We start from the raw sequence: 24,657 nt of genomic DNA, 5'->3' as shown, positions 1-24,657 counted from the left end.
GGCACGCGGAGCAGGAGCTACAACGGCGGCAGCCGTTGCGACGGAAGCTCATATCGCGAAGCGATGTGAAGCCGCGAAGCGGCGTGCTGAAGTCAAAAAAAAGGCACGTCCAAGGGGAGACGCGCCTTCCAACAAAATCGTATGGCAACTGCTTGTTGGGCCTTCATTCTAGTCAAAAGGCCTGCCCGGAAACCCGCGCCAGCGCTCAATTCCCGGTCGTTGCAGGTCGCCAACAGCAAAAACTTTCAACAGCTTATCCACAGGCCCCTGTGGGCAATCTGTGGATGTCTGCGGGCTGTGGCGAAGGCCCGACGAATCAGCCGGGATTCGGCACCAAATGGCCCGAAAACGGCTGAATTCTAGCGGCTCGTACCGCCAATCCCGGCTCCACCGCCAGGTGAGCAAGCGCATACCTGCGCCAGGCCTGGGCTTGGGGCGCCCGGTCGGCCCGGCTTTGGGTTTCGCAATCCGGTATGTCCGACCAGCCAACGCTGGATTGCCCCCCAACAATGGGGGCCCTGGATTACCGGCTGGGTTTGATCAGCACAAAGCTGACCATGTCGTCGCGCTTGACGACCAGGTTGAGCGGCGCCTTGCCTTTGTCGGCCTTGGCGACCTGGGCCTGGAACTGCTTGACGGTGCTGACCTCGACGTTGTCGACCGACAAGATGATGTCGCCCTCGCGCAGGCCGGCCTTGGCAGCCACCCCACTGGCCGACTCGACGCGCACGCCGGCCTTGACCTTGGCCTCCTTGCGCTGGGCGTCGCTCAGGTCTCCGAGGCGCAGGCCCAGTGTGGCGGCCGGGTTGGGCGACTTGTCGCCGGCGTCGGGGTCGGCATTGGTGGCGCGCTTGCTGCGCTCGTCCTCGCCGATGGTGATCACCAGGTCCTTGAAGGCGCCCCGGCGCCAGACCTGGAGCGTGGCCTTCTGGCCTGGCTTGACGGCAGCGATCAGGCGGCGCAGGTCAGCCGCTTTCTCGACGGGCTTGCCATCCACCTTGGTGATGACGTCACCCCCCTCGACGCCGCCCTTGTCCGCCGGGCTGCCCTCGGTCACCTGGCGCACCACGGCACCTGCGGCCTTGGGCAGCTTGAGCGACTCAGCGACTTCCTTGGACAGGTCATCAGGCAGCACGCCCAGGAAGCCACGCACCACGCGGCCACCGGCGCGGAGCTGGTCGGCCACCCGCATCGCCTCGTCGATGGGGATCGAGAACGAGATGCCCATGTAGCCACCGCTCTGGCTGTAGATCTGGGAGTTGATGCCGATCACCTCGCCCTTCAGGTTGACGAGCGGGCCACCTGAATTGCCGGGGTTGATGGCCACGTCGGTCTGAATCAGGGGCAGCAGGTCGCCGGTGTCGCGCTGCTTGGCCGAGATGATGCCGGCGGTGACGGTGTTCTCCAGGCCGAAGGGTGAGCCGATAGCCATCACCCATTCGCCGACCTTGGCCTTGCTGCTGTCGCCGATCTTGACCACCGGCAGGCCCGTGGCTTCGATCTTGACCACGGCCACGTCGGAGCGCTGGTCGCTGCCGATGATCTTGGCCTTGAGCTCGCGCTTGTCGGTCAGCGTGACGATGACTTCATCGGCCGAGCCCACAACGTGGGCATTGGTCATCACATAGCCATCGCTGCTCAGGATGAAGCCCGAGCCGACGCCCTTGCGCATCGGGCCGTCGTCATCGTCACCCCCACGCGGGGCGCCGCGACGCTGATTTGGCACGGGCACGCCGAAACGCCGGAACTGCTCCAGCATCTCTTCCGGGATGCCATTGATCGACACACCGCCGCGCACCTTCTCTGACACGCGGATGTTCACGACGGCGGGGCCAACGCGCTCGACCAACTCGCTGAAATCGGGCAGCTCGACACGCGGCTGCGCGCTCACACTGCCGACCGGCACGAACAGGCTGAGGCTCAATGCGCCGGCAACCAGCGCAAGCACAAGACGACGAGGGGCTTGGGGCATAGGAGTTCTAGTCAGGTTGAAATGGACAAGGACAGTCAACGACGCACGGCCGGCCCGGAGGCCGGGTCCGACGCGGGCAGGGACGGGACCCAAGGCGGCGTCACCGCCAGGTCCCAAGGGAAAACAGGCGCAGGCGCGACCCCGAGGCTCGCTTCGCGCACACCACCAGCCGCTGGCAGGTGCGACCAGGCGCCGGGGTTGCGGCCGTAGCTGGGGGCCGCCACGGCCTGGGCAAAGCTCTCGCCGGCCAAGGGGCTGGTGGTGGCGGGTGCCGCTGCGATGACCACGGGCGCCTCGCCGCGCAGGCCCGGCACCAACCAAGCCACGAGCGCCAGGCCTGCTACGGCGGCGGCGGGCGCCCACCAGTCGCGGCGCGCGCGTGGTCCGGCGTTGGGGGTGGCATGGGGTGAGGCACGAAGCGCAGCCTGCAGGGTTTCATCAGACACCCGCTGGCGCAGCAGGTCTTGCGAGCGCAGGCCATCACCGATCCAGGCGATCTCGGCCCACTGAGCCCGCAGCTCGGGCTGGTGGGCCCAGGCGGCTTCGATCTCGGCCCACTCCTGGGCCGTGGCACGGCCATCGGCCAGGGCCGACAGGGCTTGCTGCAGGCGCTCGCTCACCATCGCCCGGCTCCCCGTGCGCGGTCGAGCAAGGGGCGCAGCTTGGCAGCCACCGCCTCACGAGCGCGGAAGATGCGCGAGCGCACGGTGCCGGGCGCGCACTGCATCAACTCTCCGATCTCTTCGTAGCTCAATCCATCCACCTCACGCAGCAACAGGGCCTGGCGTTGATCGTCGGCCAGAGCGTCCACCGCCTGGTTCAAACGCTCTGCCATCTGGCGGCTCGCCAGCAGGGCTTCGGGCGTGTCCTGATGGCTTGGATCCGGCTCGGGCTCAAAAGTTCCATCAATTTGCGTCTCCAGCACCAAACGCTTGCCTTGGCGCTGGGCTTGCTTGCTGGCCAGGTTGATGGCGATGCGGTAGAGCCAGGTGTAAAAGGCGCTGCCACCCTGGAACTGCGGCAAGGCGCGCCAGGCACTCAGGAAGGTTTCCTGGCACAGATCGGCCACCAGGTCGGGCTCGCGCACGGAACGGGCCAGCAAGCGCTCGACGCGGCGCTGGTACTTGAGCACCAGCATCTCGAAGGCGGCTTGGCTGCCAGACTGGGCCTGGGCAACGAGAAAAGCGTCTGCGTCATCCATGGGGGCGGGTCGGGGCCGAAATCAACGTGGCCCGTAGCTGCCCCCAGATGCTGCCTTGCCCCGCCCGATTCAAGGGGAAGTAATAGCGAATCCAACGTGAGGTGGCTGCCGTGGCCTGCAGGAGCAGCCAACCGTCCAGGTCAATGGCGATCCGCAGGTTGACCTGCACTTCGTCACGCCACCCTGGTGCTAACAGCCACCATTGCTGCCCATCGAACCGCAGGCGGCGCTCTGCCGGGCGGGCAAGCCTGAACCCCAACCAGGCCACCAAGGGCAGGCCAAGCAGCGCCCACGGCAGGAAGCGCAGCGCCAGCCCCCCTGCAGCTAGCGTGACGCAGGCGGCAACCGCCCAGGCCGCACGCCGATCGGGCAGCACCACGACGACAAGAGGGGGCGCTTGGCGCATGGCCGTCGCGCTGCGGTACGTGAACGCGGGATCAGACCCGCTTGAAGATCAGCGTGCCGTTGGTGCCGCCGAAGCCAAAGTTGTTCTTGGCGGCGTACTCGATCTTCATCTCCCGCGCAGCGTTGGCGCAGTAGTCCAGGTCGCACTCAGGATCCTGGTTGAAGATATTGATCGTGGGCGGCGCGATCTGCTGGTGGATGGCCAGCACCGTGAAGACGGACTCAATGCCGCCCGCGCCACCGAGCAGATGGCCGGTCATGGACTTGGTCGAGCTGATGACCATCTTCTTGGCATGGTCGCCAAAAGCCAGCTTGGTCGCGTTGGTCTCGTTCACGTCGCCCAGCGGCGTCGAGGTGCCGTGAGCGTTCATGTACTGGACTTGGTCGGGGTTGAGGCCGGCATCGCGCAGCGCCGCGCGCATGGAGCGCTTGGGGCCGTCGACGTTGGGGGCCGTCATGTGGAAGGCATCCGCCCCCATGCCAAAGCCGACGATCTCGGCATAGATCTTGGCGCCGCGAGCCTTGGCGTATTCGTACTCTTCGAGCACCAGCACGCCCGAGCCCTCGCCCAGCACAAAGCCGTCGCGGTCCTTGTCCCAGGGGCGGGAGGCGGTGGCCGGGTCGTCATTGCGGGTGGACAGCGCGCGGGCCGACGCGAAACCGCCAATGCCCAGCGGCGACACGGCGGCCTCGGAGCCACCGGCCACCATCACATCGGCTTCACCGCGCTCGATGATGCGAGCGCTTTCGCCGATGCAGTGCAGGCCCGTGGTGCAGGCCGTGACGATGGCGAGGTTGGGGCCTTGGAAGCCGTACTGGATGGAGACGTGGCCCGAGATCATGTTGGTGATCGAGGCCGGAATGAAGAACGGCGAGATGCGGCGCGGGCCGCGATTCACCAGCTCGGTGTGGGTCTCTTCGATCAGCGGCAGGCCGCCGATGCCCGAGCCCACCATCACGCCGATGCGCTCGGCCGTCTCTTCGGTGAGTTGGTCGCCGGTGGGCAAACCGGCATCCCGCACGGCCTGCATCGAAGCGGCCAGCCCGTAGTGGATGAAGGTGTCCATGTGCCGGGCTTCCTTGGCCGAGATGTACTCGTCAATCTTGAAGCCCTTGACCTCCCCCGCGAAATGACAGGCCAGGATGCTGGCGTCAAAGCGGGTGACGGTGGCGATGCCGGAACGGCCGGCCAGGATATTGGCCCAGCCTTCGGTCACCGTATTGCCCACAGGGCTGATGAGGCCCAGGCCGGTGACGACAACTCTTCTACGGGTCATGCGGGTGCGGGCGCGTCAGGCCTTTTGGTGCTTGACGGCGTAGTCGATCGCGAGCTGAACGGTCGTGATCTTCTCGGCTTCTTCGTCGGGGATCTCGATGCCGAACTCGTCTTCGAGGGCCATCACCAGTTCGACGGTATCCAGGGAGTCAGCGCCGAGGTCGGCCACAAAAGCCTTTTCGTTGGTGACGTCGGCTTCAGCCACACCGAGTTGTTCGGCAATGATTTTTTTGACTCGTGCTTCGATATCGCTCATGACTCCTCCAGGAGTAGGGGGAAAGAAAAACAGCCGCGCATTCTACGAGTTCTAGAGCTGCGGCCCTAGGTGGCTGCCCGTAAGGGGAATCAGCTCATGAACATGCCGCCGTTGACGTGCAGTTCGGTGCCGGTGATGTAGCTGGCCGCAGGGCTGGCCAGAAAGGCCACGGCCGCCGCGATCTCGCCCGGCTGGCCAAGGCGGCCCAAGGGAATCTGGCTCAGCAGCGCAGTCTTCTGCGCCTCGGGCAGGACCTCAGTCATGTCGGTGGCGATGAAGCCAGGGGCGACGCAGTTCACCGTGATGCCACGGCTGCCGAGTTCGCGTGCCAGCGAGCGCGTGAGGCCCGCCACGCCGGCCTTGGCCGCGCAGTAGTTGGCCTGGCCCGGGTTGCCCGAGGCACCCACGACCGAGGTGATGTTGACGATGCGACCGGCACGCTGCTTCATCATCGGCTTGGTGGCCGCGCGGCACAGTCGGAAGACGGCCTTGAGGTTGGTGTCGATGACAGCGTCCCAGTCCTCGTCCTTCATGCGCATCGACAGCCCGTCGCGGGTGATGCCGGCGTTGTTGACGAGCAGGTGCAGGCCGCCGTCCTTGGCAACGATCTCATCGACAGCCGCCTGTGCGCTGGCGCCGTCGGTGACGTTGAGCACCAGGCCGCGTCCGCCGTGGGGCGCCAGGGCCTCGGTGATGGCGGCGGCGCCGGACTCGCTGGTGGCCGTGCCGATCACGCGCCAGCCGTCCTGAGCCAGCTTGGTGGCGATAGAGCGGCCAATACCGCGGCTAGCGCCGGTGACGAGAGCAACGCCCAAGGAAGTGGTGTCAGTCATGGTGGTCAGCCCAACAAAGTGCGGGCTTCAGCAAGGGTGGCAGGGTCGGCCACGCAGGTGGCTTGCAGTTCGGCATCGATGCGCTTGGCCATGCCGGTCAGCACCTTGCCGGGGCCGCATTCGACGATGTGGGTGACGCCGCGCGCCTTCAGCGCCTGCACCACCTCGACCCAGCGGACGGGGCCGAAGGCCTGGCGGTACAGCGCGTCACGCAGTGCGTCGGCGTTGTCGGTGACGGCAACGTCGATGTTGTTGACGACCGGGAAGGCCTGCGCGCAAAAGGTGACGCTTGCCAGCCTCTCGCGCAGCGCATCAGCGGCCGGCTTCATCAGGCTGGAGTGGAACGGTGCCGACACCGGCAGCGGCAGCGCCCGCTTGGCGCCGGCGGCCTTCAGGATCTCGGCCGCCTTCTCGGCGCCGGCCTTGCTGCCAGCGATCACCGTCTGCTTGGGGTCATTGAAGTTGACGGCCTCGATGGCCTCGCCGGTCTCGGCGGCGGCCTGGGCGCATCCGGCGCGCACGGCATCACCGTCCAGGCCCAGGACGGCGTACATGGCCCCGGCACCGACGGGCACGGCCTGCTGCATGGCCTGGGCGCGGAAGCGCACCAGGGGCAGTGCGTCAGCCAGACTCAGGCTGCCAGCGGCCACGAGGGCGGTGTACTCGCCGAGTGAATGACCCGCAGCGGCCACCGGCTGCAGCCCGGTCTCGGCCACCCAGGCGCGCCAGGCGGCGATGCCGGCCGTCAGCATCACAGGCTGGGTATTGGTGGTGAGGTCGAGCTGGTCCTTGGGGCCGGCATGGATCAGGGCACCGACGTCCTCGCCCAGGGCCTCGGAGGCCTCGGCCAAGGTGCGCAGCACTTCGGGGTGGTTGCCCCAGGGATCGAGCATGCCCACGGCCTGGGAGCCCTGGCCCGGGAAGACAACAGCGAATCGTGCAGTCATGGCGAAAGAACGGGATGGATCAGTAAGTCAGCAGGGCCGCGCCCCAGGTGAAACCGCCGCCCACGCCTTCGAGCATCAGCTTGTGGCCGCGCTGGATGCGCCCATCGCGCACGGCCACGTCGAGGGCCAGCGGGATGGAGGCAGCAGAGGTGTTGCCGTGCTCGTCGACGGTGACGATGAGCTTGTCGAGCGAGAGGCGCAGCTTCTTGGCCGTGCCCTGCATGATGCGGATATTGGCCTGGTGCGGGATCAGCCAGTCGATGTCGGTCTCAGGCACGCCGGCCTTGTCGAGGACCGAACGGGCGACTTTCTCCAGCACGCCGACGGCGAGCTTGAAGACGGCCTGGCCGTCCATGCGCAGCAGGGGCACACCGGAGACCTGACCGCCGGCCACGGTGCCGGGGGTGCAGAGGATGTCCGCGTGCCGGCCATCGGCGTGCAGCTCGGTGGCGTGCAGGCCGGGCGCATCGCTGGCCCCGAGCACCACGGCACCGGCGCCGTCGCCAAACAGCACGCAGGTCGTGCGGTCCTTGAAGTCGAGGATGCGCGAGAAGGTCTCGGCACCGACCACCAGCGCCTTGCACGCTGCACCGGTGCGGATCATGGCGTCGGCCACGCTGAGCGCATAGACGAAACCGGAGCAGACCGCCTGCACGTCGAATGCCGCGCAGCCGGCAATGCCGAGCTTTTGCTGCAGCAGACAGGCGGTGGACGGGAAGACCATGTCGGGCGTGGACGTGGCGACGATGATCAGGTCGATCTCGTCGGCCGTGAGGCCCGCCGCGTCCAGCGCGGCGCGTGCGGCCGGCAGCGCGAGATCGCTGGTGGTCTCGCCGTCTGCTGCGAAATGGCGCGCGCGGATGCCGGTGCGCTCGACGATCCAGTCGTCCGAGGTTTCGATGCCGTCACGGGCCAGTTGGTCCGCGAGGTCCTGGTTGGTCACTCGCCTTGCCGGCAGGTAGCTGCCGGTGCCAAGGATGCGCGAGGAAGGCGGGAGTGCGGTCGAGGAGGCGGTCATTCAGCGGTGGCGACCGGCGACGTGTTCCCTGCGGCTTGCAGCGTGGCCACGATGCGGTCCTGGACCCGGTCGAGCAGCCGGTTGCGGGCGGCATCATAGGCGCGCGCCAGAGCGTTCTCGAACGCCACGGCATCGGCCGACCCATGGCTCTTGAAGACCAATCCGCGCAAACCCAGCAAGGCCGCGCCATTGAAGCGACGCGGATCCACACGGCGCTTGAAGCGCTTGAGCACGGGCATCGCCACCAGTGCCGCCAGCTTGGTCAGGCCGTTGCGGCTGAACTCGTCCTTGATGAAGTCGCCCATCATGCCGGCCAAGCCTTCCGAGGTCTTCAACATGACGTTGCCGACAAAACCATCGCAGACGACCAGATCGGTCGTGCCCTTGTAGATGTCGTTGCCTTCCACGTTGCCATGGAAGTTGAGCTGACCAGCGGCCGAGGCCTCGCGCAGCAGCTCGCCAGCGCGCTTGATGGTTTCGCTACCCTTGATGGCTTCTTCACCGATGTTGAGCAGGCCGACGCTGGGCTCTTCGATGCCCTCCACAGCCGCCACCAGGGCGCTCCCCATGAAAGCGAACTGCAGCAGGTTTTCGGCCGTGCTGTCGACGTTGGCGCCCAGGTCGAGCACGGTGGTGAAGCGGCCCCGGCGGTTGGGCATCACGGCCGCGATCGCCGGGCGATCCACGCCCTCCAGGGTCTTGAGCACGAACTTGGCCACAGCCCAGAGCGCGCCGGTATTGCCCGCCGACACGCAGGCGTGGGCGAGCAGCGCTTGAGGCTCCTTCGGGCGCAACTGCTGGATGGCCACGCGCATCGACGAGTCGCGCTTCTTGCGCAGCGCCACCTCGATGGAGTCGTCCATTTCAACGACTTCGGTGGCCTCGACGACATGGCAGCGCGGCCAGGCGCGGGCAGCCGCCAAGGCTTCGGCGCGTCCGACGAGGATCAGCTCGGCCTGCGGGTGCTGGGCCAGAAATGCCTGGCAGGCCGGCAAGGTGACGCTGGGGCCGTGGTCGCCGCCCATGCAGTCCACCGCAAGGCGAATCGGATCGGGCAATGGCTGCAAAGCGGTCATGGGATGTGGGGATCCACAAAGACCAAACCCGGCACAGCGAGGTTCGCAGGCCGGGTTGTGGGTGTCTCAGGAGCGCGGCCTGGGGCTTTGCCGCAGGCAACACGCACGGGTCAACGATCAGGCGGCGTCAGCCTTGCCCTTGAGCACCTTGCGGCCACGGTAGAAGCCGGTCGGGCTGATGTGGTGACGCAGGTGCACTTCACCGGTCGTGGGCTCGATGGCCGTACCGGGCGTGCCCAGGGCGTTGTGCGAACGGTGCATGCCGCGCTTGGAGGGCGACTTCTTGTTTTGTTGAACGGCCATGAGGATTCTCCAGAGATCAGTTCTGAGGGGCTAGCGCAGAAGAAACAGCGAAGGTTCTGCGCTCACACCGGTGACTTGCCGGCTCGAAAGCCCAAGCGCATCCCGACCGCAGAAAAGCCTGCCATTGTAGCAGCACGGGCTTTTCCTGCCAAGCCGGCTGAAGACCGCTCAGTCTTTGCTGGGCGAAGGCTTCAGCGCGGCCAGGGCCGCGAAGGGGTTGGGGCGGACGGGCTCGACGTCGGGCAGCTCGGTGTTGGCTGCCACCAGCGGCTGCGGGCAGACCTCGTGGCGCGGCACGATGGGCAAGGCCAGCAGCAGTTCGTCCTCCACCAGAGCTTGGGCGTCGAGGTGGCGCTCCAGCGCCAGCACGTCGTCGTCGCTGTCGGCATCGAGGGCGGCCGCTTCCGCCTCTTCGCTCACAAAGCGCAGCCAGCGGTCCACCTGCAGCGGCTGGCGGTAGGCCTGCAGGCAGCGCTGGCAGGTCAGGTCCAGCTCGGCCTGCGCCTGGAGATGCAGCCAGATCTGGGCGGCCGCCGCGCGGGGCTGACGCAATTCGCCCTGCAGGCTCCAGCGCACGGCGGGCCATTGGGCGGCAGGATGGTCCAGCGCCCCGGACTCGACCAGCCTCGGCAGGTCGGCGGCCGGCCACTCGCCGGCCAGGCTGGCGCCATCGCGGGCGAAGGCTTCGAGGTCGAGCTTGGTGGCGACGTGACTGCGTTTCATAGGCCCGGAGTGTAGAAAATCCCGGCATGACTGCCCTGATCCTGGCTTCGACCTCGCCATACCGACGCGAACTGCTGGTCCGTTTGCATCTGCCCTTTGACACCGTGGACCCCCAGGTCGACGAGACCCCGTTGCCGGGAGAGACGCCGCTGCAACTGGCCACGCGCCTGGCAGCCGCCAAGGCGCGGGCCGGCGGCTTGGGGCGGCCAGACGCCATCGTGATTGGCTCCGATCAGGTCGCCGACCTGGACGGCGCCGCCTTGGGCAAACCCGGCAGCCACGCAGTCGCGCTGGCGCAGGTTCAGCGGATGCGGGGCAAGACCCTGCACTTCCACACCGCCGTGGCCGTGGCACGCGGCCCGGAATTGGTGGCCGATGTGGCCACGGTGACGGTGCGGGTGCGCGATGTGAGTGACGCCGCCATCGAGCGCTACCTGCGGCTGGACCAGCCCTACGACTGCGCCGGCAGCGCCAAGGTGGAAAGCCTCGGCATCGCTTTGCTAGAGGCTGTCGAGTCGGACGACCCGACCGCGCTGATCGGCCTGCCGCTGATCCGCACCTGCGCCCTGTTGCGCCACTTTGGCCTGGACCCGCTGGCATGACGCGCGGCCGCCTCATCTTGATGCCCAACACGCTGGACTTTGGCGTGGACGACAGCCTCGACCTGCGCCAGGTGCTGCCTCAGCAAGCCATCGACCGCGCGGCGCAGTTGCAGCACTGGGCCGCCGAGAACGCCAAGACCACGCGAGCCTTGCTCAAGCGGGTGGCGCAGCTGACACCGCTGGCCCAGCCCCTGCAGGCGGTGCAGATCACCGAGCTGCCGCGCCCGCCCAAGGGGCGCGCCACGGGCGACGACAGCGCCGACTGGGCTGCGTTGCTGGCGCCGGCCCACGCCGGGCACGACCTGGGCCTGCTGTCCGAGGCCGGCCTGCCGGCAGTTGCCGACCCGGGCGCCCGCCTCGTCGCGCTGGCACACGCGCAAGGCCTGGAGGTGGTGGTGATCTCGGGGCCCAGCAGCCTGATGCTGGCGCTGGCCGCCAGCGGCCTCAATGGCCAGAGCTTTGCCTTCGTGGGCTATCTGCCGGTGGAGGCCGCCGCCCGCACGGCACGGCTGCGCGAGCTTGAAGCACTGTCGCAGCGTCAGCAGCAGACCCAGCTGATGATCGAGACGCCCTACCGCAACGAGGCGCTGCGGCAGGCCCTGCTGGCTGCGCTCAAGCCCAGCACCCGGCTGTCGATCTCGGTGGGCCTCACGCTGCCGGGCGGCTGGACGCACACGGCCACGGTCGCCGACTGGAAGCGCTCAGGCCGCAGCCTGCCGGACAAGGTGCCCGCGGTCTTCGCTTTGCTGGCCTGAGAGTCGCCTCGATCAGGCCGACTCGGCGGGCGCCTTGGGCTTGCCGCCAAAGAGTGCCGCCACCTGACGCTTGGGCTTGATATAGGCCGACAGGCCCTTGGGCGCCGGGCTGGTGGGCTTGCCCTTCTCCCAGGCGGCGGGTTCGACGCGCTCGGAAGACTCGTAGGGCTTGTCAAAGAACGGGTCCGCAGACGGCGCCACCGGGCGGAACGAAGGCCGGCTCACGCGGGGCGCCGGTGCTTCTTCTTCGACAGGCGCCTCTTCGCGCCGGCGACGGGACTCGAAACGCGGACGCTCGCCTTCGACCTCAAAGGGTTCGACCTCGATCTTGCGCTTGATGAGTTTTTCAATGTCGGCCACCAGACGGGTGTCCGCCCGGGTCACCAGGGTCACGGCCAGGCCCGAGGCGCCGGCGCGGCCCGTGCGCCCGATGCGGTGGACATAGTCCTCGGCATTGAAGGGCACATCGAAATTGAAGACAGCCGGCAGGTCGGCGATATCCAGGCCCCGCGCCGCCACGTCGGTGGCCACGAGCAGGTCCACCTCGCCACGCTTGAAGGCATCAAGCGACTTGAGACGCTCGTCCTGCGACTTGTCACCGTGCAGAGCGGCGGTACGCAGGCCATCGCGCTCAAACGAACGCGCCAGGCGCGCGACGCCGAGCTTGGAGTTGCCAAACACGATGGCCTGGCGGATCGAGCGGTCGCGCAGGATCTGGCGGATCACGCCGCGCTTGTCGTCGTCCGTGACGCCGTAGAAGCGCTGCTCGACGGTGGAGGCCGTCTGGTTGGGACGCGCGGTCTCGACCAGGATGGGGTCCTGCAGATAGCTCTGCGCCAGGCGCTTGATCTCGGGCGAGAAAGTGGCCGAGAACAGCAGAGTCTGGCGCGCCTTGGGCAGGTAGCTGAGGATGCGCTGCAGATCAGGCAGGAAGCCGATGTCGAGCATGCGGTCGGCTTCGTCGAGGACAACGTACTCGACCTGGTTGAGCACGCAGTTCTTGGCCTCGATGTGGTCGAGCAAGCGGCCCGGTGTTGCGATCAGCACCTCGACGCCCGCCTTGAGCTGCAAGGTCTGCGGCTTCATGTCGATGCCGCCGAAGACGACGGTCGAGCGCAGGTGCGTGTGCTTGGCGTACTTCTTGACGTTCTCGGCCACCTGGTCGGCCAGCTCGCGCGTTGGGGCCAACACCAGGGCCCGCACCGGGTGCCGCGCGGGCGACACGCTGGGGTTCTCATGCTTGAGCATGCGCTGCAGCAGCGGGATCGAGAACGCCGCCGTCTTGCCGGTGCCGGTCTGGGCCGCACCCATCACGTCACGCCCTTCCAGCACGATGGGAATCGCCTTGGCCTGGATGGGCGTCATCGTCAGATAGCCGGAATCGGCCACTGCCCGCAGGAGCTTGGGGTCGAGCGGGAGGGTGTCGAAACGGGCGGCTGGCGCGGCGTCTAGTGCCGGCTCGTGGGTGTCAATCATGCGGCGGATTATCCCCGCCCCTGGAAACCGAGGCCCCGGCGGCAGCTACGGGCGGCGGCGCCACGGCTTGCGGCACGCGCAGCACCAGCCACTTCGGGGTGCGGAACTTGACGATCCGCCAGTACAGCAGCACATAGCCCACGACGAAGGTCACCAGGATCATCTGCAGCGCCTGGGTGTCGTCCCACCAGATGGTGGCCGGGATGACGGACAGGCTGCACAGCACCCAGAGGTAAGGCGCCGTCAGCGCGTTGCGGCGGGTCAGGATGGCTGCATCCCGGCTGCCGATGGCCCAGCGCATCAGGCGCCGGTAAATGAGGCTGTGCAGGTGAATGCCATCCGGCATGCCCACCGGGCGACCCCGCAGCAGCTTGCGCCGGTACATGGAGAACACCGTCTCCCAGACCGGGTAGGCGCACAGCAGCAGCGGGAACATCGGCGACACCGTGTCGTTGCGCGCCAGCAGCAGGATGGCCAGCTCGGCCAGCACAAAGCCCAGGAAGTAGGCGCCGCCGTCTCCCAGGAAGATCAGGCCGTTGGGGTAGTTCCAGAGGAAGAAGCCCAGCGTCGCGCCGATGACGGTGATGGCCAGGCTGGCGATCAGCGTGTCGCCCACCTGCAAGGCCACATAGGCCAAGCCGGCCAGCATGATGGCAACACACATGGACGCCAGGCCATTCATGCCATCGATGATGTTGACCGAATTGGCCACGCCCGCCACCGCAAACACCGCCAGGGCGGCGGCGCCCACCGGCATTGCGGCGATCCAGTCCAGCCCCGGGATCTCGGTGCGCGCAATCGATGCATCCAGCAGCCAGGCGCCCAGCAGCGCCGACAACGCCGTGAAGCTGAGACGTCGCAGTGCACTGACCTGCTTGGTCAGGTCCTCCACCAAGCCCGAGACGAAGGCCGGCGCGCAGCACAGCAGCAGCGTGAGCACCCACTCAAAGCTCGTCACCTGCCGCCAGGCCAGCGTCAGCACACCCGCCGCAAAGGCCGCGAAGATGCCGACACCGCCGATGCGCGGCACCGGCCGCGAGTGAAATTTCTGCGGCCCCGCCAGATCAAAGTCCTTGGACAGCCCGCCGTGCAGGTGCGACGAACGCACGAGCAGCAAGGTCAGGGCTGCGGCGCAGAAGAAGCTCAGAAAGAAGACGACAAGCATGTCCTGTGTTCCCTCAAGAGCCAGGCAGTGGGCGATACCTTGCTGTCACACCCCGTCAGCCGACAACCCCGAAACGAGTACGCGACCGGCAGCAGTTTATCCGCCCGCTATAGCCCGATGTGCCTCCATGCGTCCCCTAGAATCTCGCGCCGCTTTGCTATAGGCCGTTGTCCGGCCACATGTATTGCCTTCATCCGCCAGGATGGCTCCCGGCATGACCCTATTCGCATGACTCAAAGCACCCTCACCTCCATTTGCAACGGAGCCAACCGGCGGGTGGGCTCGGTCTTCGCGCTTGCCAGCTTGCTCACTGTCATGGTGATGCCAACCCTGGCTGCTACCGACTCAGATGCCCGTTCAAGCAATGCATCGAATGGCTCAGCGGAGCCATCCGGGGTATACCGCCTGGAATCGCAACGCAAGGCCAGCGAAAGTGACCGCGGGCGCAATAGCCGTGATCGCGGCGACGACCGTGCACGAGACAACGATAAGCCCCGCGAGAAAGACCGGGACCGGCGGTCCGACGACGACGACCGGCGCGAACGTCCGGTGGTGCAGCCCACAACGCCGTATCAGCCCGGAGAGTTCGAGCAATACGTCCAAGGGCTTGTGGAGAACAAAGATCTAGTCATTGAGCGCTTTGGCGCTCGCTTGATTTCTGGCGACAGTGTTCCTGTTGTGGATGCCGAATCCGGCGCCCTGGTGCCGCCGGACTACGTGATTGGCGTTGGCGATGAGCTTAGAGTGACCTTGTGGGGCTCCGTCGAGGGCGATCTGAACCCCACGGTTGACCGCCTCGGCCGCATCCACCTGCCTCGCGTTGGCCCAGTCATGGTGGCAGGCTTGCGCCAGGATGAGCTCAACGCCACGCTGCAGTCGCGGGTGGCGCAGGTGTTCAAGAACTTCAAGCTCAGCGCTTCGATCGACCGTCTACGCACGATGCGGGTGTACGTCACGGGCTACGCCCAGCGCCCGGGCGCCTATGCCGTGACGGGTGCTGCCTCCCTGATCAACGCGGTGATGCTGTCTGGCGGGCCCAACGCCGCCGGCAGCTTCCGCCGCATCGAACTCAGGCGCGCCGGCGCCGCGCCGGTGGCGTTCGACCTGTACGACCTGCTCATCAAGGGCGATCGCAGTTCAGACCGCCGCTTGCAGCCCGAGGACGTCATCCACTTCACGGCCGTCGGTGAACAGGTCGGCCTCATTGGCAGCGTCAACAACGCGGCCGTCTTCGAACTCAAAGCCGGCGAAACGGTTGCTGATTTGCTCGCCATGGGCGGCGGCTTCACAGCAGTCGCCGACCGGTCGCGTCTGCTCATCGAGCGTCTGAGCCAACGCAGCGAACAGCGAGTTGTCGAGCTGGCGCTGCCCCAGCAAGGCAGCCAGTTACCGCGCGCGGGTGACGTGGTGCGGGCCGTCAGCGCCATCACTGCGGCACAGCCGCAGCAGCGGCAGAACAAGCGGGTCCGCATTGAAGGTGAAGTGCTGCGACCGGGCGAGTACATCCTGCCCCCGGGAAGCACGCTGGCCGATGCGGTGACCGCAGCCGGCGGCCTGACGCCCGGAGCCTTCCCGTTTGGCGCGGAGTTCCTGCGGGAAAGCGTGCGACAGCAGCAGGAAATGAACTACGAACGTGCCATGCGGGACTTGGAAAACGAGCTCGTGCGCTCTGCCTCCACTCAGCGCGCCACGACGGCCGAAGAGGCCACAGTTCAGACAGCTCGGCAGACCAGCACCGGCAAGCTGGTCGAACGCATGCGCACGGTTCGCCCCACCGGCCGCATCGTTTTGCAAATGACACCCTCAGCAACGTCCTTGCCCGCGCTCGCGCTGGAAGACGGTGACCGGTTGGTCATCCCGGCCCGACCAAGCACTGTGGGTGTTTTTGGCTCGGTCTTCAATGCAGGCAGTTTCGTGTTCGGGCGCGGCGGTGCATTGCAGGACTTTCTACAGCAGGCGGGCGGGCCGACGCGGGGGGCCGACGTTGGCAGCACTTTCGTTGTCCGTGCCAATGGCAGCGTGCTCAGCGCGCGCCAGAGTTCGGGGTGGATGTCGAGCAACTCTGGGCTGACCGCGATCCACGCGGAGCCCGGCGACACCATCTTTGTGCCGGAAGAGCTGAACAAGTCCACCTTCGTCCAGAGCGCCCGCGACTGGACGCAGATCTTCTACCAGTTCGGTCTCGGGGCTGCTGGCCTCAAGGCGCTCAAGAACTGAGGCGCGCGGTGATGACAACTCCAACGCCAGCCTCCGGTGGCGCGCCGGCCGACCTCAACTTGACAGACATCGTTGGCGCGCTGGTGGCCAACTGGCGCGTTGCGGTGGCGACGCCGTTCCTGGTCGCGGCGCTCGCAGTGGGCCTGAGCTATCTCATCAAGCCCACTTTCACCGCACGCACCAGCTTCCTGCCGCCCCAATCGCAGCAGTCCAGCGCCAGTGGGGCATTGGCATCACTTGGTGCACTTGCCGGCCTTTCAGGTGCCATCCGCAACACAGGTGACCAGTACGTGGCCTTCGTCCAGAGCCGCAGCGTCGCCGACCGTCTGCTAGACCGCTTTGATCTGCTGAAGGTCTACGACGAGAAGCTCAAGCACGACGCTCGCATCACCCTGGTTGAGCGCACACGCGCCAGCCTCGGCAAGAAGGACGGCGTGATCAGCATCGAAGTGGATGACCACGATCCCCAGCGTGCGGCTGACATTGCCAATGCCTACGTCGAGGAACTGCGGAAGCTGGCCGCGAGCTTGACCCTCAGCGAGGCCCAGCAGCGCCGCGAGTTCTTCGAGTCTCAGCTCAAGCAGGTGCGCGTCAAGCTGGACGCCGCACAGGCCGCGCTGCAAGGCAGCGGGCTCGCAGGCAGCGCCATCAAGGTCGAGCCCAAGGCCGCCGTTGAGGCACTGGCCCGCCTGCGTGCCGAGCTGACCACCGCCGAAGTGCGCCTGCAGGCCATGCGCCGCAACCTGGCCGACCAAGCCCCCGAGGTGCTGCAGCAATCGGCTGTGGTGGCCGCCCTGCGCGGCGAAATGGACCGCCAGGCCCGCGCCGAGCAGGCGGGAGTCACCCAAGGCGGCTACATCGGCGCCTACCGCGAGTTCAAGTACCAAGAGACGCTGTACGACCTGATCGCCCGCCAGTACGAGATCGCTCGCGTCGACGAAAGCCGTGAAGGCGGCCAGGTGCAGGTCATCGACCCGGCCCTGGTGCCCGAACGCAAATCCAAGCCCAAGCGCAGCATCTTCGCCATCGTGGGCTTCGGGCTGGGTCTCGCCGCCGCCGTGGCCCTAGCGCTGGCCCGCCGCCGCGCCTCCGGCGCCTGAGAGTTTGAAAGTCTTCCGGCCATGAAGCCCACCCATCCCCCCATCCAGGGCCGCAAGGTCCGCTTTGCACTCGCCGGCTGTGGCCGCATCGCCAAGAACCACTTCGAGTCCATCAAGAAGCTGGCTGACGACGCGGAGCTGGTCGACGTCTGCGACACCGACCCCGCCGCGCTGCAAGCCGCCGTCGCCCAGACCGGCGCGCGCGGCCACGCCGACTTCGCGTCCATGCTGGCCGCCACCGAGGCAGACTGCGTGGTGCTCACCACCCCCAGCGGCCTGCACCCGCGCCAGTGCATTGAAGCCGCCAAGGCGGGCTTCCACGTCATGACCGAGAAGCCCATGGCCACACGCTGGCAAGAAGGCCTGGACATGGTGCGCGCCTGTGACGAGGCGAGCGTGCGGCTCTTCGTCGTCAAGCAAAACCGTCGCAACCCGACGCTGCAGATGCTGAAGAACGCGGTCAGCCAGGGCCGCTTCGGGCGCATCTACATGGTGACGGTCAACGTCTTCTGGTCGCGCCCCCAGGCCTACTACGACAGCGCCAAGTGGCGTGGCACCTGGGAGTTCGACGGCGGCGCCTTCATGAACCAGGCCAGCCACTACGTGGACCTGCTGGACTGGATCGTCGGCCCGGTCGAAAGCATCATGGCCTACACCGGCACCCTGGCGCGCAACATCGAGGTCGAGGACACCGGCGTCGCGGCCATCAAGTGGCGCAACGGGGCCATGGGCTCGATCAACGTCACCATGCTCACCTACCCCAAGAACCTGGAAGGTTCCATCACCATCCTGGGCGAGAAGGGCAGCGTGGTCGTCGGCGGCATGGCCGTCAACGAGATCAAGCACTGGGAGTTTGCCGAGCCCCACGCCATGGATGCGCAGATCCAGGACGCCAGCTACCAGACCACCTCGGTCTACGGCTTTGGCCACCCGCTCTACTACCGCAACGTCATCGACGTGCTGCAGGGCAAGGCCAACGCCGAGACCGATGGCCGCGAGGGCCTCAAGTCCCTGGAGCTGCTGATCGGCCTCTACCAATCGGCCCGCGACGGCAAGCGCGTGAACCTGCCGCTGCACTACTGATGGCCACGGCCACCACCATCCACCCCAGCGCCATCGTCGACGCCGGCGCCGAACTGGGCGACGGCTGCCGCGTCTGGCACTTCGTGCACATCAGCGGTGGTGCGCGTATCGGGCGTGATTGCTCCTTCGGCCAGAACGTCTTCGTCGGCAACGACGTGGTGATCGGCAACAACGTCAAGATCCAGAACAACGTCTCGGTCTACGACGCCGTCACGCTGGAAGACGACGTCTTCTGCGGCCCGAGCATGGTCTTCACCAACGTCTACAACCCCCGCTCCGCCGTCACCCGCAAGGCCGAGTACCGCCGCACCGTCGTGCGCCAGGGCGCCACGCTGGGCGCCAACAGCACCATCGTCTGCGGCACCACCATCGGCCGCTACGCCTTCATCGGCGCTGGCGCCGTCGTCAACCGCGACGTGCCCGACTTTGCCTTGATGGTCGGCGTGCCTGCCCGGCAGTCCGGCTGGATGAGCCGCCACGGCGAGCGCCTGCACTTCGACGGCGATGCCGCCACCTGCCCACACACGGGCGATCGCTATCGGCTGCTTGACGGTCGCTGCGAACTGATCCAGGACTGACCCGCATGCAGTTCATCGACCTCAAGTCCCAATACCAAGCCCTCAAGCCCAGCATCAACGCGCGCATCCAGGCCGTGCTCGATCATGGCCAATTCATCATGGGCCCTGAGGTCGCCGAGCTGGAGGCCAAGCTTGCCGCCTACACCGGCGCCAAACACTGCATCACCGTCGCCAGCGGCACCGAGGCCCTCTTGATTGCCCTCATGGCCGAAGGCATTGGCCCCGGCCACGAGGTCATCACCACGCCCTTCACCTTTGCCGCCACCGCCGAGACCATCGTGCTGGCCGGCGCCAAGCCGGTGTTCGTCGACATCAAGCCCGGCGACTGCAACATCGACCCCGCCCTGATTGAAGCCGCCATCACCCCGGCCACCCGCGCCATCATGCCGGTCGGCCTCTACGGCCAGGTGGCCGACATGGACGAGATCAACGCCATCGCGGCCCGCCACGGCCTCAGCGTGATCGAGGACGCCGCCCAGAGCTTTGGTGCCACCTACAAGGGCAGGAAGAGCTGCAATGTCTCGCGCATCGGCGCCACCAGCTTCTTCCCCAGCAAACCGCTGGGCTGCTACGGGGATGGCGGCGCGCTCTTCACCAATGACGACGTGCTGGCCCAAGCCATGCGCGAGATCCGCACACACGGCCAGAGCCAGCGCTACCTGCACACCCGCGTCGGCGTCGGTGGCCGCATGGATACCCTGCAATGCGCCATCGTGCTGGGCAAGCTGGAACGCTTCGAGTGGGAGATCGAGGAGCGCAAGCGCATCGGTGCCCGCTATGCCGAACTCATCCGCGCCAGCGGCGCGCCGGTGGAGCTGCTGCAGGTTGCGCCCGACCGCGACTGCGTGTGGGCTCAGTACACCGTCAAGGTCGCCAACCGTCCTGCGGTCGTCGAGGCGCTCAAGCAGCAGGGCATCCCGACCGCCGTCCACTACCCGCGCCCCTTGCACAAGCAACCCGCCTACGCCGTGCCCGACTGCCCGGCCGAGGCCTTCCCGCACTCGAACTGGGCGGCTGATGTGGTGATGAGCCTGCCGATGAGTGCCGACCTGGACGCCGCGACGCAGGAGCGCGTCGTGCAAGCCCTGCGCTCCGCCACAACCCAAGTCTGAGCGGCGAGGTCTGCGCCAGGTTTGCCCGCCTCCCCGATGAAGCCACAAGCGCCACATCCCGAGCCGCCCGGCGCCTTTGCGCGCGCGGTGATGGTGCTGGCCAGTGGTGCGGTCGTGGCCCATGGCATCACGGCGGTCTCGATGCCGCTGCTCTCTCGGCTCTACAGCCCGGAGCACTTCGGACTGCTGGCTGTCTTCGCCGGCTGCCTGGCCGTGCTGTCCGTGGCCGCCTGCTTGCGCTACGAGCTCGCGATCGCGCTGCCCGAAAGCGATACGCAAGCTCAGGAGCTTGTCGTGCTGTCGCTGGCCTGCTGCGTTGGCACCAGCCTGCTGCTCGCCCTCGTCGTGGCCCTGGCGCCCGACTGGCTCGTGGCGCGACTGGGCCAGCCAGGATTGGCGCCCTACCTGTGGCTGTTTCCGCTCGGACTCTTGGCAGCAGGCGCCTTCGCCACGATGCAGGCCTGGTCCGTGAGGCGCAAAGCCTTTGGCTTGCTGGCGCGCAGCCGGGTGGCCCAGTCCGCCTGCGGCGCAGGCACCCAACTCGCCGTCGGAGCCACCACCGGTCATCCCGTCGGGCTGCTGCTGGGCAATGTGCTCAACGCGGGCGTGGGCAGCCTGGTCATGGGCAGGGCCGCCTGGTCGGCCTGGCGCGCCACCCCGCTGCAGCGGCTCTGGCCGCAGGCCAAGGCCTACCGGCGTTTCCCGCTCTACTCCACCGCTGAAGCGCTGGCCAACAGTGCCGCCATCCAACTGCCGGTGATCCTGATCGCCGCGCAGGTGGCCCCGGCCGAGGCCGGCCAGCTGTCCATGGCCATGTTTGCGGCCCAGGCGCCCCTGTCCCTCATTGGCACCGCCATCAGCCAGGCCTACCTGTCGCGCGCGCCAGAGTCTCTGCGTCAGGGCCAGCTCGGCGCCTTCAGCGTCGCGGTGCTCGGCAACCTGGTTCGTGCCGGCGCTGGCCCCCTGCTGGCCGTTGGCATCCTGGCCCCGTTGCTGTTTCCACTCGTCTTTGGGGCCCAGTGGCAGCGTGCCGGGCACCTGCTGAGCTGGATGACCCCGTGGTTCCTGCTGCAGTTCCTGGCGGTGCCGCTATCCATGGCACTGCACGTGTGTTCGCGTCAGCGCGCCGCGCTGATGTTGCAGCTGGGTGGGCTGGCGCTGCGCGTGGGCCTGGTGTTGCTGAGCCTGCACTGGGCTGCGGCGTGGACCCCTGAGGTGTATGCGCTCTCGGGCGGCGTCTTTTACCTGGCCTACCTGTTGGTTATCTTGTGGGCGGTTGGGGCCAGCGGCCGTTCCGCGCTGCGCGAAATGCTGGCGCAGGCACGCCCGGTGGCGGCCTGGGTGGGCGGCGCCGTGCTCGCCGCTGGTGCTGGCCGGCTGGTGCACGCATGACACCGACCCCTGCCCTGGCCACCCTGCCTTCGGGCATCGCCGCCGGCGATCGAGGCGTCTCCATTTCGCTGGAGCGTCGGCTCGTGTTCCTGGCCTTCGTGCTGCTGTTCACCGGCGCCTTCTATGACGCCTACGTGACCTACCTCTCTCCGGTCTGGAACTACTTCGGCTTCACCTACGAGCCCCTCGACAGCAACCGACTCGCATTTGGCGCGGTCCTGCTCATCGCAACAGCGCTGGTGCAATGCCCGGTGCTGTCGTCGCCCCAGGCCCTCGTCGCCTTCCTGCTCTATGCCAATGTCTACATCCCTGGGCTGGTGACCTCGCTGTTGCTCCGCACGGACGCGCTCGATGTCTACGGCCCGTTCCTGCTGGCCTTGTCTGCCGTCTTCATCGCGGTCGGGCTCACGCTCTGGCGGCGCGCGCCCAACCCGGTTGATAGGCTGCCCTCGCAGGGGCCCAGCCGCGCGCTTGAGCGCTTCACTTGCTGGGTCTGGCTGGGCTGCATGCTCGCCCTGCTGGGCAACTACCACTCGGTGATGGGCTTCGCATCGCTCGACGACCAGGCCATGGTGTACGAGCAGCGGGTCTCGGGAACCGCCGACAGTGCCGTGCTGGGTTACCTGCAAACCTACTTCTCCAACGTCTTCAACCCCACGCTGTTGCTGCTCGGGCTGCTGCGCCGTCGCTACTGGATGATCCTCGGCGGCCTGGCCGGCGGCTTGACCATGTATGCCATCACCGCGCAGCGCACCATCCTGCTGCTGCCGATCATCCTGGTCCTGATGTACTTGCTGCTCAACGGCCGCCGGAGCCGCCATGCGGCGGCTGAGTTCATCCTCGCCGTGCTGGCCGTGGCCATGCTGCTGTCCAGCCAGTACCAGGAGGTTGATCTCGTGGCGGCCCTGTTCGCCCTGCTGCTGACCTTCCGGACGATCGCCATCCCCGGGCTGACGCTCAGCCAGTATGAGGACCTCTTCTCGCAGATCGGCCACACGGCCTGGACGCACGTGAAGGGCGTCGATCTGCTGATCCCGCCCCCCGCCTATGCCCATGGCGATTCACTCTGGCCCAACCTCGGCTACATGGTGGGTGACCGGACCTACAACAATCCCATCTTCAACGTGAACGCCAACCTGTTCGCGGGCGACGGCATTGCTGCTGCTGGCGCTGTTGGCGTGCTGTGCATCGGCGTCGTCTTTACCGGCTGGCTGTGGCTGCTGGGGCGCGTCTCACGGGGGTGGCCTCCGCTGTTCAGCACCCTGGCCTTGCTACCCGTGGGCATCTCGCTCACGAACGGCAATTTCTTCACCACGATGCTGTCCTTTGGCGGCGTCTTCTGGCTTGCGGTCCTGCACGGCGCCAAACCCAAAGCGCCCATCGCCTGAGGCGCCCCGTCCACCATGCTTGCCTACCTCTGGTCGAAATTCGTGAAGGTCGCGCGCGGCACGGCCCTGCGCAACACCCGCGTGCACGCGACCTCACGCGTGCATTCGGGCAGCACACTGGTCGACTGCACGGTCGACCGCCACAGTTTCGTCGGCTATGACTGCCAGTTGCTCAATGTCGAGCTCGGGCCTTTCTGCTCGCTGGCCAGCCACCTTTGCATCGGCGGCGTCGCCCATCCGGCTCACTTCGTGTCCACCAGCCCGGTCTTCCTGGCGCACAAGGACAGCGTGACGACCAAGTTCGCGCGGCACGACTACCTGCCCCAGCTCCGCACGCGCATCGGCGCCGACGTCTGGATCGGCGACGGAGCCTTCGTGAAGGCCGGCGTGCGCATTGGACACGGCGCCATCATCGGCATGGGCGCCGTGGTCACCCACGACGTGCCGCCCTACGCCGTCGTGGCTGGCAACCCGGCGCGCCTGATCCGGCATCGCTTCGAGCCGCAGATCGTTGAGGGCCTGCTGCGCAGCGAATGGTGGACCTGGCCCGACGCACGCTTGCGGGAATTCGGGCCGGTGATAACCGACCCCGTCGCCTTCCTGGCCCGGCTGGACGCCGCATGAAGATCGTCCACCTCTGCCTCTCCTGCTTCTACATAGACGGCTACGGCTACCAGGAGAACCACCTGCCCGCCCAGCATGTGAAGGACGGGCATCAGGTCACCATCATTGCGTCGACCGAGTCCTTCGATGCCGAGCGCAAGCCCTGCTACGTGGAGCCCGCTGACTACCTGGGCACCGACGGGGCGCGCGTCATCCGGCTGCCCTACCGCGCCGGCCTGCCCGCCACGCTGGCGCGCAAGGTGCGCGCCTACCCCGGTGTGCGGCGATGGCTGGAAGAGCTGAAGCCGGACGTGATCCTCTTCCATGGCATGTGCGCCTGGGAGCTGCTGACCGTGGCCCGCTATGCGCGCGCCCACCCCGACGTGCAGCTCTATGTCGACTGCCACGAGGACTTCAACAACAGTGCCCGGGGCTGGGTGTCCCGGCAGCTGCTGCACGCCAGCTTCTACCGCCCCATCCTGCGCAGCGTGCTCGACGTGGTGCGGCGGGTGCTGTGCATCACCGTCGAGTCCATCCAGTTCGCCACCGACTTCTACCGCGTGCCCCGCAGCCAGGTCGATCTCTTTCCGCTGGCGGGCCACATCCACGACGACGCCGACTACCACGCACGGCGCCACCAGGTCCGGCAAGCCCACGGCGTTGCTGAGGCGGAAATCGTCATCGTGCAATCGGGCAAAATCACGGCCAACAAACTGCTGCCAGACGCACTGCGTGCCTTTGTCGGGACGCCTTCGGAGCACTTGAGGTTCTGGATCGTCGGCACCATCGTGGACGACGCCGAAAGCTGTGAGGCCTTGATCGCTTCAGACCCTCGGATCCGGTTCCTGGGCTGGAAGTCCCCTCAAGAGCTGGAAGATGTGCTTTGCGCCGCTGACGTGTTCCTGCAACCCTCAGGGCAAACCGCGACGACCCAGACCAGCATGTGCTGCCGCTGCGCCCTGGTTGTGTCGGACGTCCCCAGCCACCGAGCCCTTTTCGTGAACAACGGCTTCCTCATCAACTCGCAGACCTCGCTGTCAGACGCCATGCAGGCGCTGGCACGCGCCCCCCAGCAGGTCGAGGAGATGAAGCAGCGGTCCCTGGCCTTCGCGCGCCAGAACCTCGACTACACCGAGCTCGCAAGGCGCCTCGCCCCACCGGCCTCGCCCTAGCTCC

General features: G+C 67.1%; 25 protein-coding genes. 11 read left to right on the top strand and 14 right to left on the bottom strand.

Annotated features, from left to right (window positions below):
• Positions 1–523: 523 nt before the first annotated feature.
• The 12 genes from ABDJ85_RS17885 to ABDJ85_RS17830 form a co-directional block, all read right to left on the bottom strand.
• Positions 524–1,972 carry a DegQ family serine endoprotease gene (locus ABDJ85_RS17885; protein WP_347706154.1) on the bottom strand — a complete coding sequence of 483 codons (1,449 nt, stop codon included), beginning with the start codon at positions 1,970–1,972 and terminating at the stop codon, positions 524–526.
• A gap of 35 nt (positions 1,973–2,007) precedes the next feature.
• On the bottom strand, positions 2,008–2,595 hold the full coding sequence (locus ABDJ85_RS17880) for an RseA family anti-sigma factor (RefSeq protein WP_347706153.1): 588 nt from the start codon (positions 2,593–2,595) through the stop codon (positions 2,008–2,010).
• Positions 2,589–3,173: a sigma-70 family RNA polymerase sigma factor gene (locus ABDJ85_RS17875; protein WP_347706152.1), complete on the bottom strand. Its 585-nt coding sequence runs from the start codon at positions 3,171–3,173 to the stop codon at positions 2,589–2,591. The genes ABDJ85_RS17880 and ABDJ85_RS17875 overlap by 7 nt, the downstream gene beginning before the upstream one ends.
• Entirely contained in the window at positions 3,166–3,579 is a 414-nt protein-coding gene (locus ABDJ85_RS17870) for a hypothetical protein (protein WP_347706151.1), read from the bottom strand. The genes ABDJ85_RS17875 and ABDJ85_RS17870 overlap by 8 nt, the downstream gene beginning before the upstream one ends.
• Before the next feature lie 31 nt (positions 3,580–3,610).
• Positions 3,611–4,855, bottom strand: a complete 1,245-nt coding sequence (fabF, locus tag ABDJ85_RS17865; protein WP_347706150.1) for a beta-ketoacyl-ACP synthase II — start codon at positions 4,853–4,855, stop codon at positions 3,611–3,613.
• Positions 4,856–4,870: 15 nt separating this feature from the next.
• Positions 4,871–5,110 carry an acyl carrier protein gene (acpP, locus tag ABDJ85_RS17860; RefSeq protein WP_056204266.1) on the bottom strand — a complete coding sequence of 80 codons (240 nt, stop codon included), beginning with the start codon at positions 5,108–5,110 and terminating at the stop codon, positions 4,871–4,873.
• Positions 5,111–5,199: 89 nt separating this feature from the next.
• Positions 5,200–5,943: a 3-oxoacyl-ACP reductase FabG gene (gene fabG, locus ABDJ85_RS17855; protein WP_347706149.1), complete on the bottom strand. Its 744-nt coding sequence runs from the start codon at positions 5,941–5,943 to the stop codon at positions 5,200–5,202.
• 5 nt (positions 5,944–5,948) lie between these two features.
• Positions 5,949–6,890, bottom strand: a complete 942-nt coding sequence (gene fabD, locus ABDJ85_RS17850; protein ID WP_347706148.1) for an ACP S-malonyltransferase — start codon at positions 6,888–6,890, stop codon at positions 5,949–5,951.
• Positions 6,891–6,909: 19 nt separating this feature from the next.
• On the bottom strand, positions 6,910–7,908 hold the full coding sequence (locus tag ABDJ85_RS17845) for a beta-ketoacyl-ACP synthase III (RefSeq protein WP_347706147.1): 999 nt from the start codon (positions 7,906–7,908) through the stop codon (positions 6,910–6,912).
• Positions 7,905–8,984, bottom strand: coding sequence for a phosphate acyltransferase PlsX (plsX, locus tag ABDJ85_RS17840; protein WP_347706146.1), 1,080 nt, complete (start codon positions 8,982–8,984; stop codon positions 7,905–7,907). Before plsX ends, ABDJ85_RS17845 begins: the two co-directional genes overlap by 4 nt.
• Positions 8,985–9,101: 117 nt before the next feature.
• Positions 9,102–9,287, bottom strand: coding sequence for a 50S ribosomal protein L32 (gene rpmF, locus ABDJ85_RS17835; RefSeq protein ID WP_347706145.1), 186 nt, complete (start codon positions 9,285–9,287; stop codon positions 9,102–9,104).
• A gap of 168 nt (positions 9,288–9,455) precedes the next feature.
• Positions 9,456–10,010 carry a YceD family protein gene (locus ABDJ85_RS17830; RefSeq protein ID WP_347706144.1) on the bottom strand — a complete coding sequence of 185 codons (555 nt, stop codon included), beginning with the start codon at positions 10,008–10,010 and terminating at the stop codon, positions 9,456–9,458.
• 26 nt (positions 10,011–10,036) lie between these two features.
• Here ABDJ85_RS17830 and ABDJ85_RS17825 point away from each other — a divergent pair, with 26 nt between their 5' ends.
• Both ABDJ85_RS17825 and ABDJ85_RS17820 read left to right on the top strand, forming a co-directional pair.
• The gene (locus ABDJ85_RS17825) at positions 10,037–10,612 is read left to right on the top strand and encodes a Maf family protein (protein ID WP_347706143.1); all 576 of its coding nucleotides are present in this window, start codon (positions 10,037–10,039) and stop codon (positions 10,610–10,612) included.
• The gene (locus ABDJ85_RS17820; RefSeq protein WP_347706142.1) at positions 10,609–11,367 is read left to right on the top strand and encodes an SAM-dependent methyltransferase; all 759 of its coding nucleotides are present in this window, start codon (positions 10,609–10,611) and stop codon (positions 11,365–11,367) included. The genes ABDJ85_RS17825 and ABDJ85_RS17820 overlap by 4 nt, the downstream gene beginning before the upstream one ends.
• Positions 11,368–11,379: 12 nt before the next feature.
• On the opposite strand, the gene ABDJ85_RS17815 is transcribed toward ABDJ85_RS17820, so the two are convergent.
• Together ABDJ85_RS17815 and ABDJ85_RS17810 are read right to left on the bottom strand one after the other, a co-directional pair.
• Positions 11,380–12,843 (bottom strand): DEAD/DEAH box helicase, encoded by a 1,464-nt coding sequence (locus ABDJ85_RS17815; RefSeq protein ID WP_347706141.1) that lies wholly within the window; start codon positions 12,841–12,843, stop codon positions 11,380–11,382.
• On the bottom strand, positions 12,836–14,008 hold the full coding sequence (locus ABDJ85_RS17810) for an MraY family glycosyltransferase (RefSeq protein WP_347706140.1): 1,173 nt from the start codon (positions 14,006–14,008) through the stop codon (positions 12,836–12,838). Before ABDJ85_RS17810 ends, ABDJ85_RS17815 begins: the two co-directional genes overlap by 8 nt.
• Before the next feature lie 228 nt (positions 14,009–14,236).
• On the opposite strand from ABDJ85_RS17810, the gene ABDJ85_RS17805 reads away from it, so the two are divergent.
• The 9 genes from ABDJ85_RS17805 to ABDJ85_RS17765 are packed head-to-tail and all read left to right on the top strand — an operon-like array spanning position 14,237 to position 24,653.
• Positions 14,237–16,225, top strand: coding sequence for an SLBB domain-containing protein (locus ABDJ85_RS17805; RefSeq protein WP_347706139.1), 1,989 nt, complete (start codon positions 14,237–14,239; stop codon positions 16,223–16,225).
• Between the two features lie 11 nt (positions 16,226–16,236).
• Positions 16,237–17,325 carry a GumC family protein gene (locus ABDJ85_RS17800; protein ID WP_347706138.1) on the top strand — a complete coding sequence of 363 codons (1,089 nt, stop codon included), beginning with the start codon at positions 16,237–16,239 and terminating at the stop codon, positions 17,323–17,325.
• A 21-nt stretch (positions 17,326–17,346) separates the two neighbouring features.
• Positions 17,347–18,408: a Gfo/Idh/MocA family protein gene (locus ABDJ85_RS17795; protein ID WP_347706137.1), complete on the top strand. Its 1,062-nt coding sequence runs from the start codon at positions 17,347–17,349 to the stop codon at positions 18,406–18,408.
• A complete protein-coding gene (locus ABDJ85_RS17790; protein ID WP_347706136.1) occupies positions 18,408–18,986 on the top strand; it encodes an acyltransferase in 579 nt (192 codons plus the stop codon). Before ABDJ85_RS17795 ends, ABDJ85_RS17790 begins: the two co-directional genes overlap by 1 nt.
• 5 nt (positions 18,987–18,991) lie before the next feature.
• Complete coding sequence (locus ABDJ85_RS17785) at positions 18,992–20,098, top strand: DegT/DnrJ/EryC1/StrS family aminotransferase (RefSeq protein WP_347706135.1); 1,107 nt, start codon at positions 18,992–18,994, stop codon at positions 20,096–20,098.
• A gap of 36 nt (positions 20,099–20,134) precedes the next feature.
• Positions 20,135–21,490, top strand: coding sequence for a lipopolysaccharide biosynthesis protein (locus tag ABDJ85_RS17780; RefSeq protein WP_347706134.1), 1,356 nt, complete (start codon positions 20,135–20,137; stop codon positions 21,488–21,490).
• A complete protein-coding gene (locus ABDJ85_RS17775; RefSeq protein WP_347706133.1) occupies positions 21,487–22,878 on the top strand; it encodes a hypothetical protein in 1,392 nt (463 codons plus the stop codon). Before ABDJ85_RS17780 ends, ABDJ85_RS17775 begins: the two co-directional genes overlap by 4 nt.
• 15 nt (positions 22,879–22,893) lie before the next feature.
• Entirely contained in the window at positions 22,894–23,502 is a 609-nt protein-coding gene (locus ABDJ85_RS17770) for a CatB-related O-acetyltransferase (protein WP_347706132.1), read from the top strand.
• Complete coding sequence (locus ABDJ85_RS17765; RefSeq protein WP_347706131.1) at positions 23,499–24,653, top strand: glycosyltransferase family 4 protein; 1,155 nt, start codon at positions 23,499–23,501, stop codon at positions 24,651–24,653. The genes ABDJ85_RS17770 and ABDJ85_RS17765 overlap by 4 nt, the downstream gene beginning before the upstream one ends.
• Positions 24,654–24,657 lie beyond the last annotated feature (4 nt).

This window comes from Roseateles paludis, from assembly GCF_039872745.1.
GTDB lineage: Bacteria > Pseudomonadota > Gammaproteobacteria > Burkholderiales > Burkholderiaceae_C > Pelomonas > Pelomonas paludis.
Note: the sequence above shows the minus strand (reverse complement) of the source record. Positions and strands in the feature narration are given on the sequence as shown.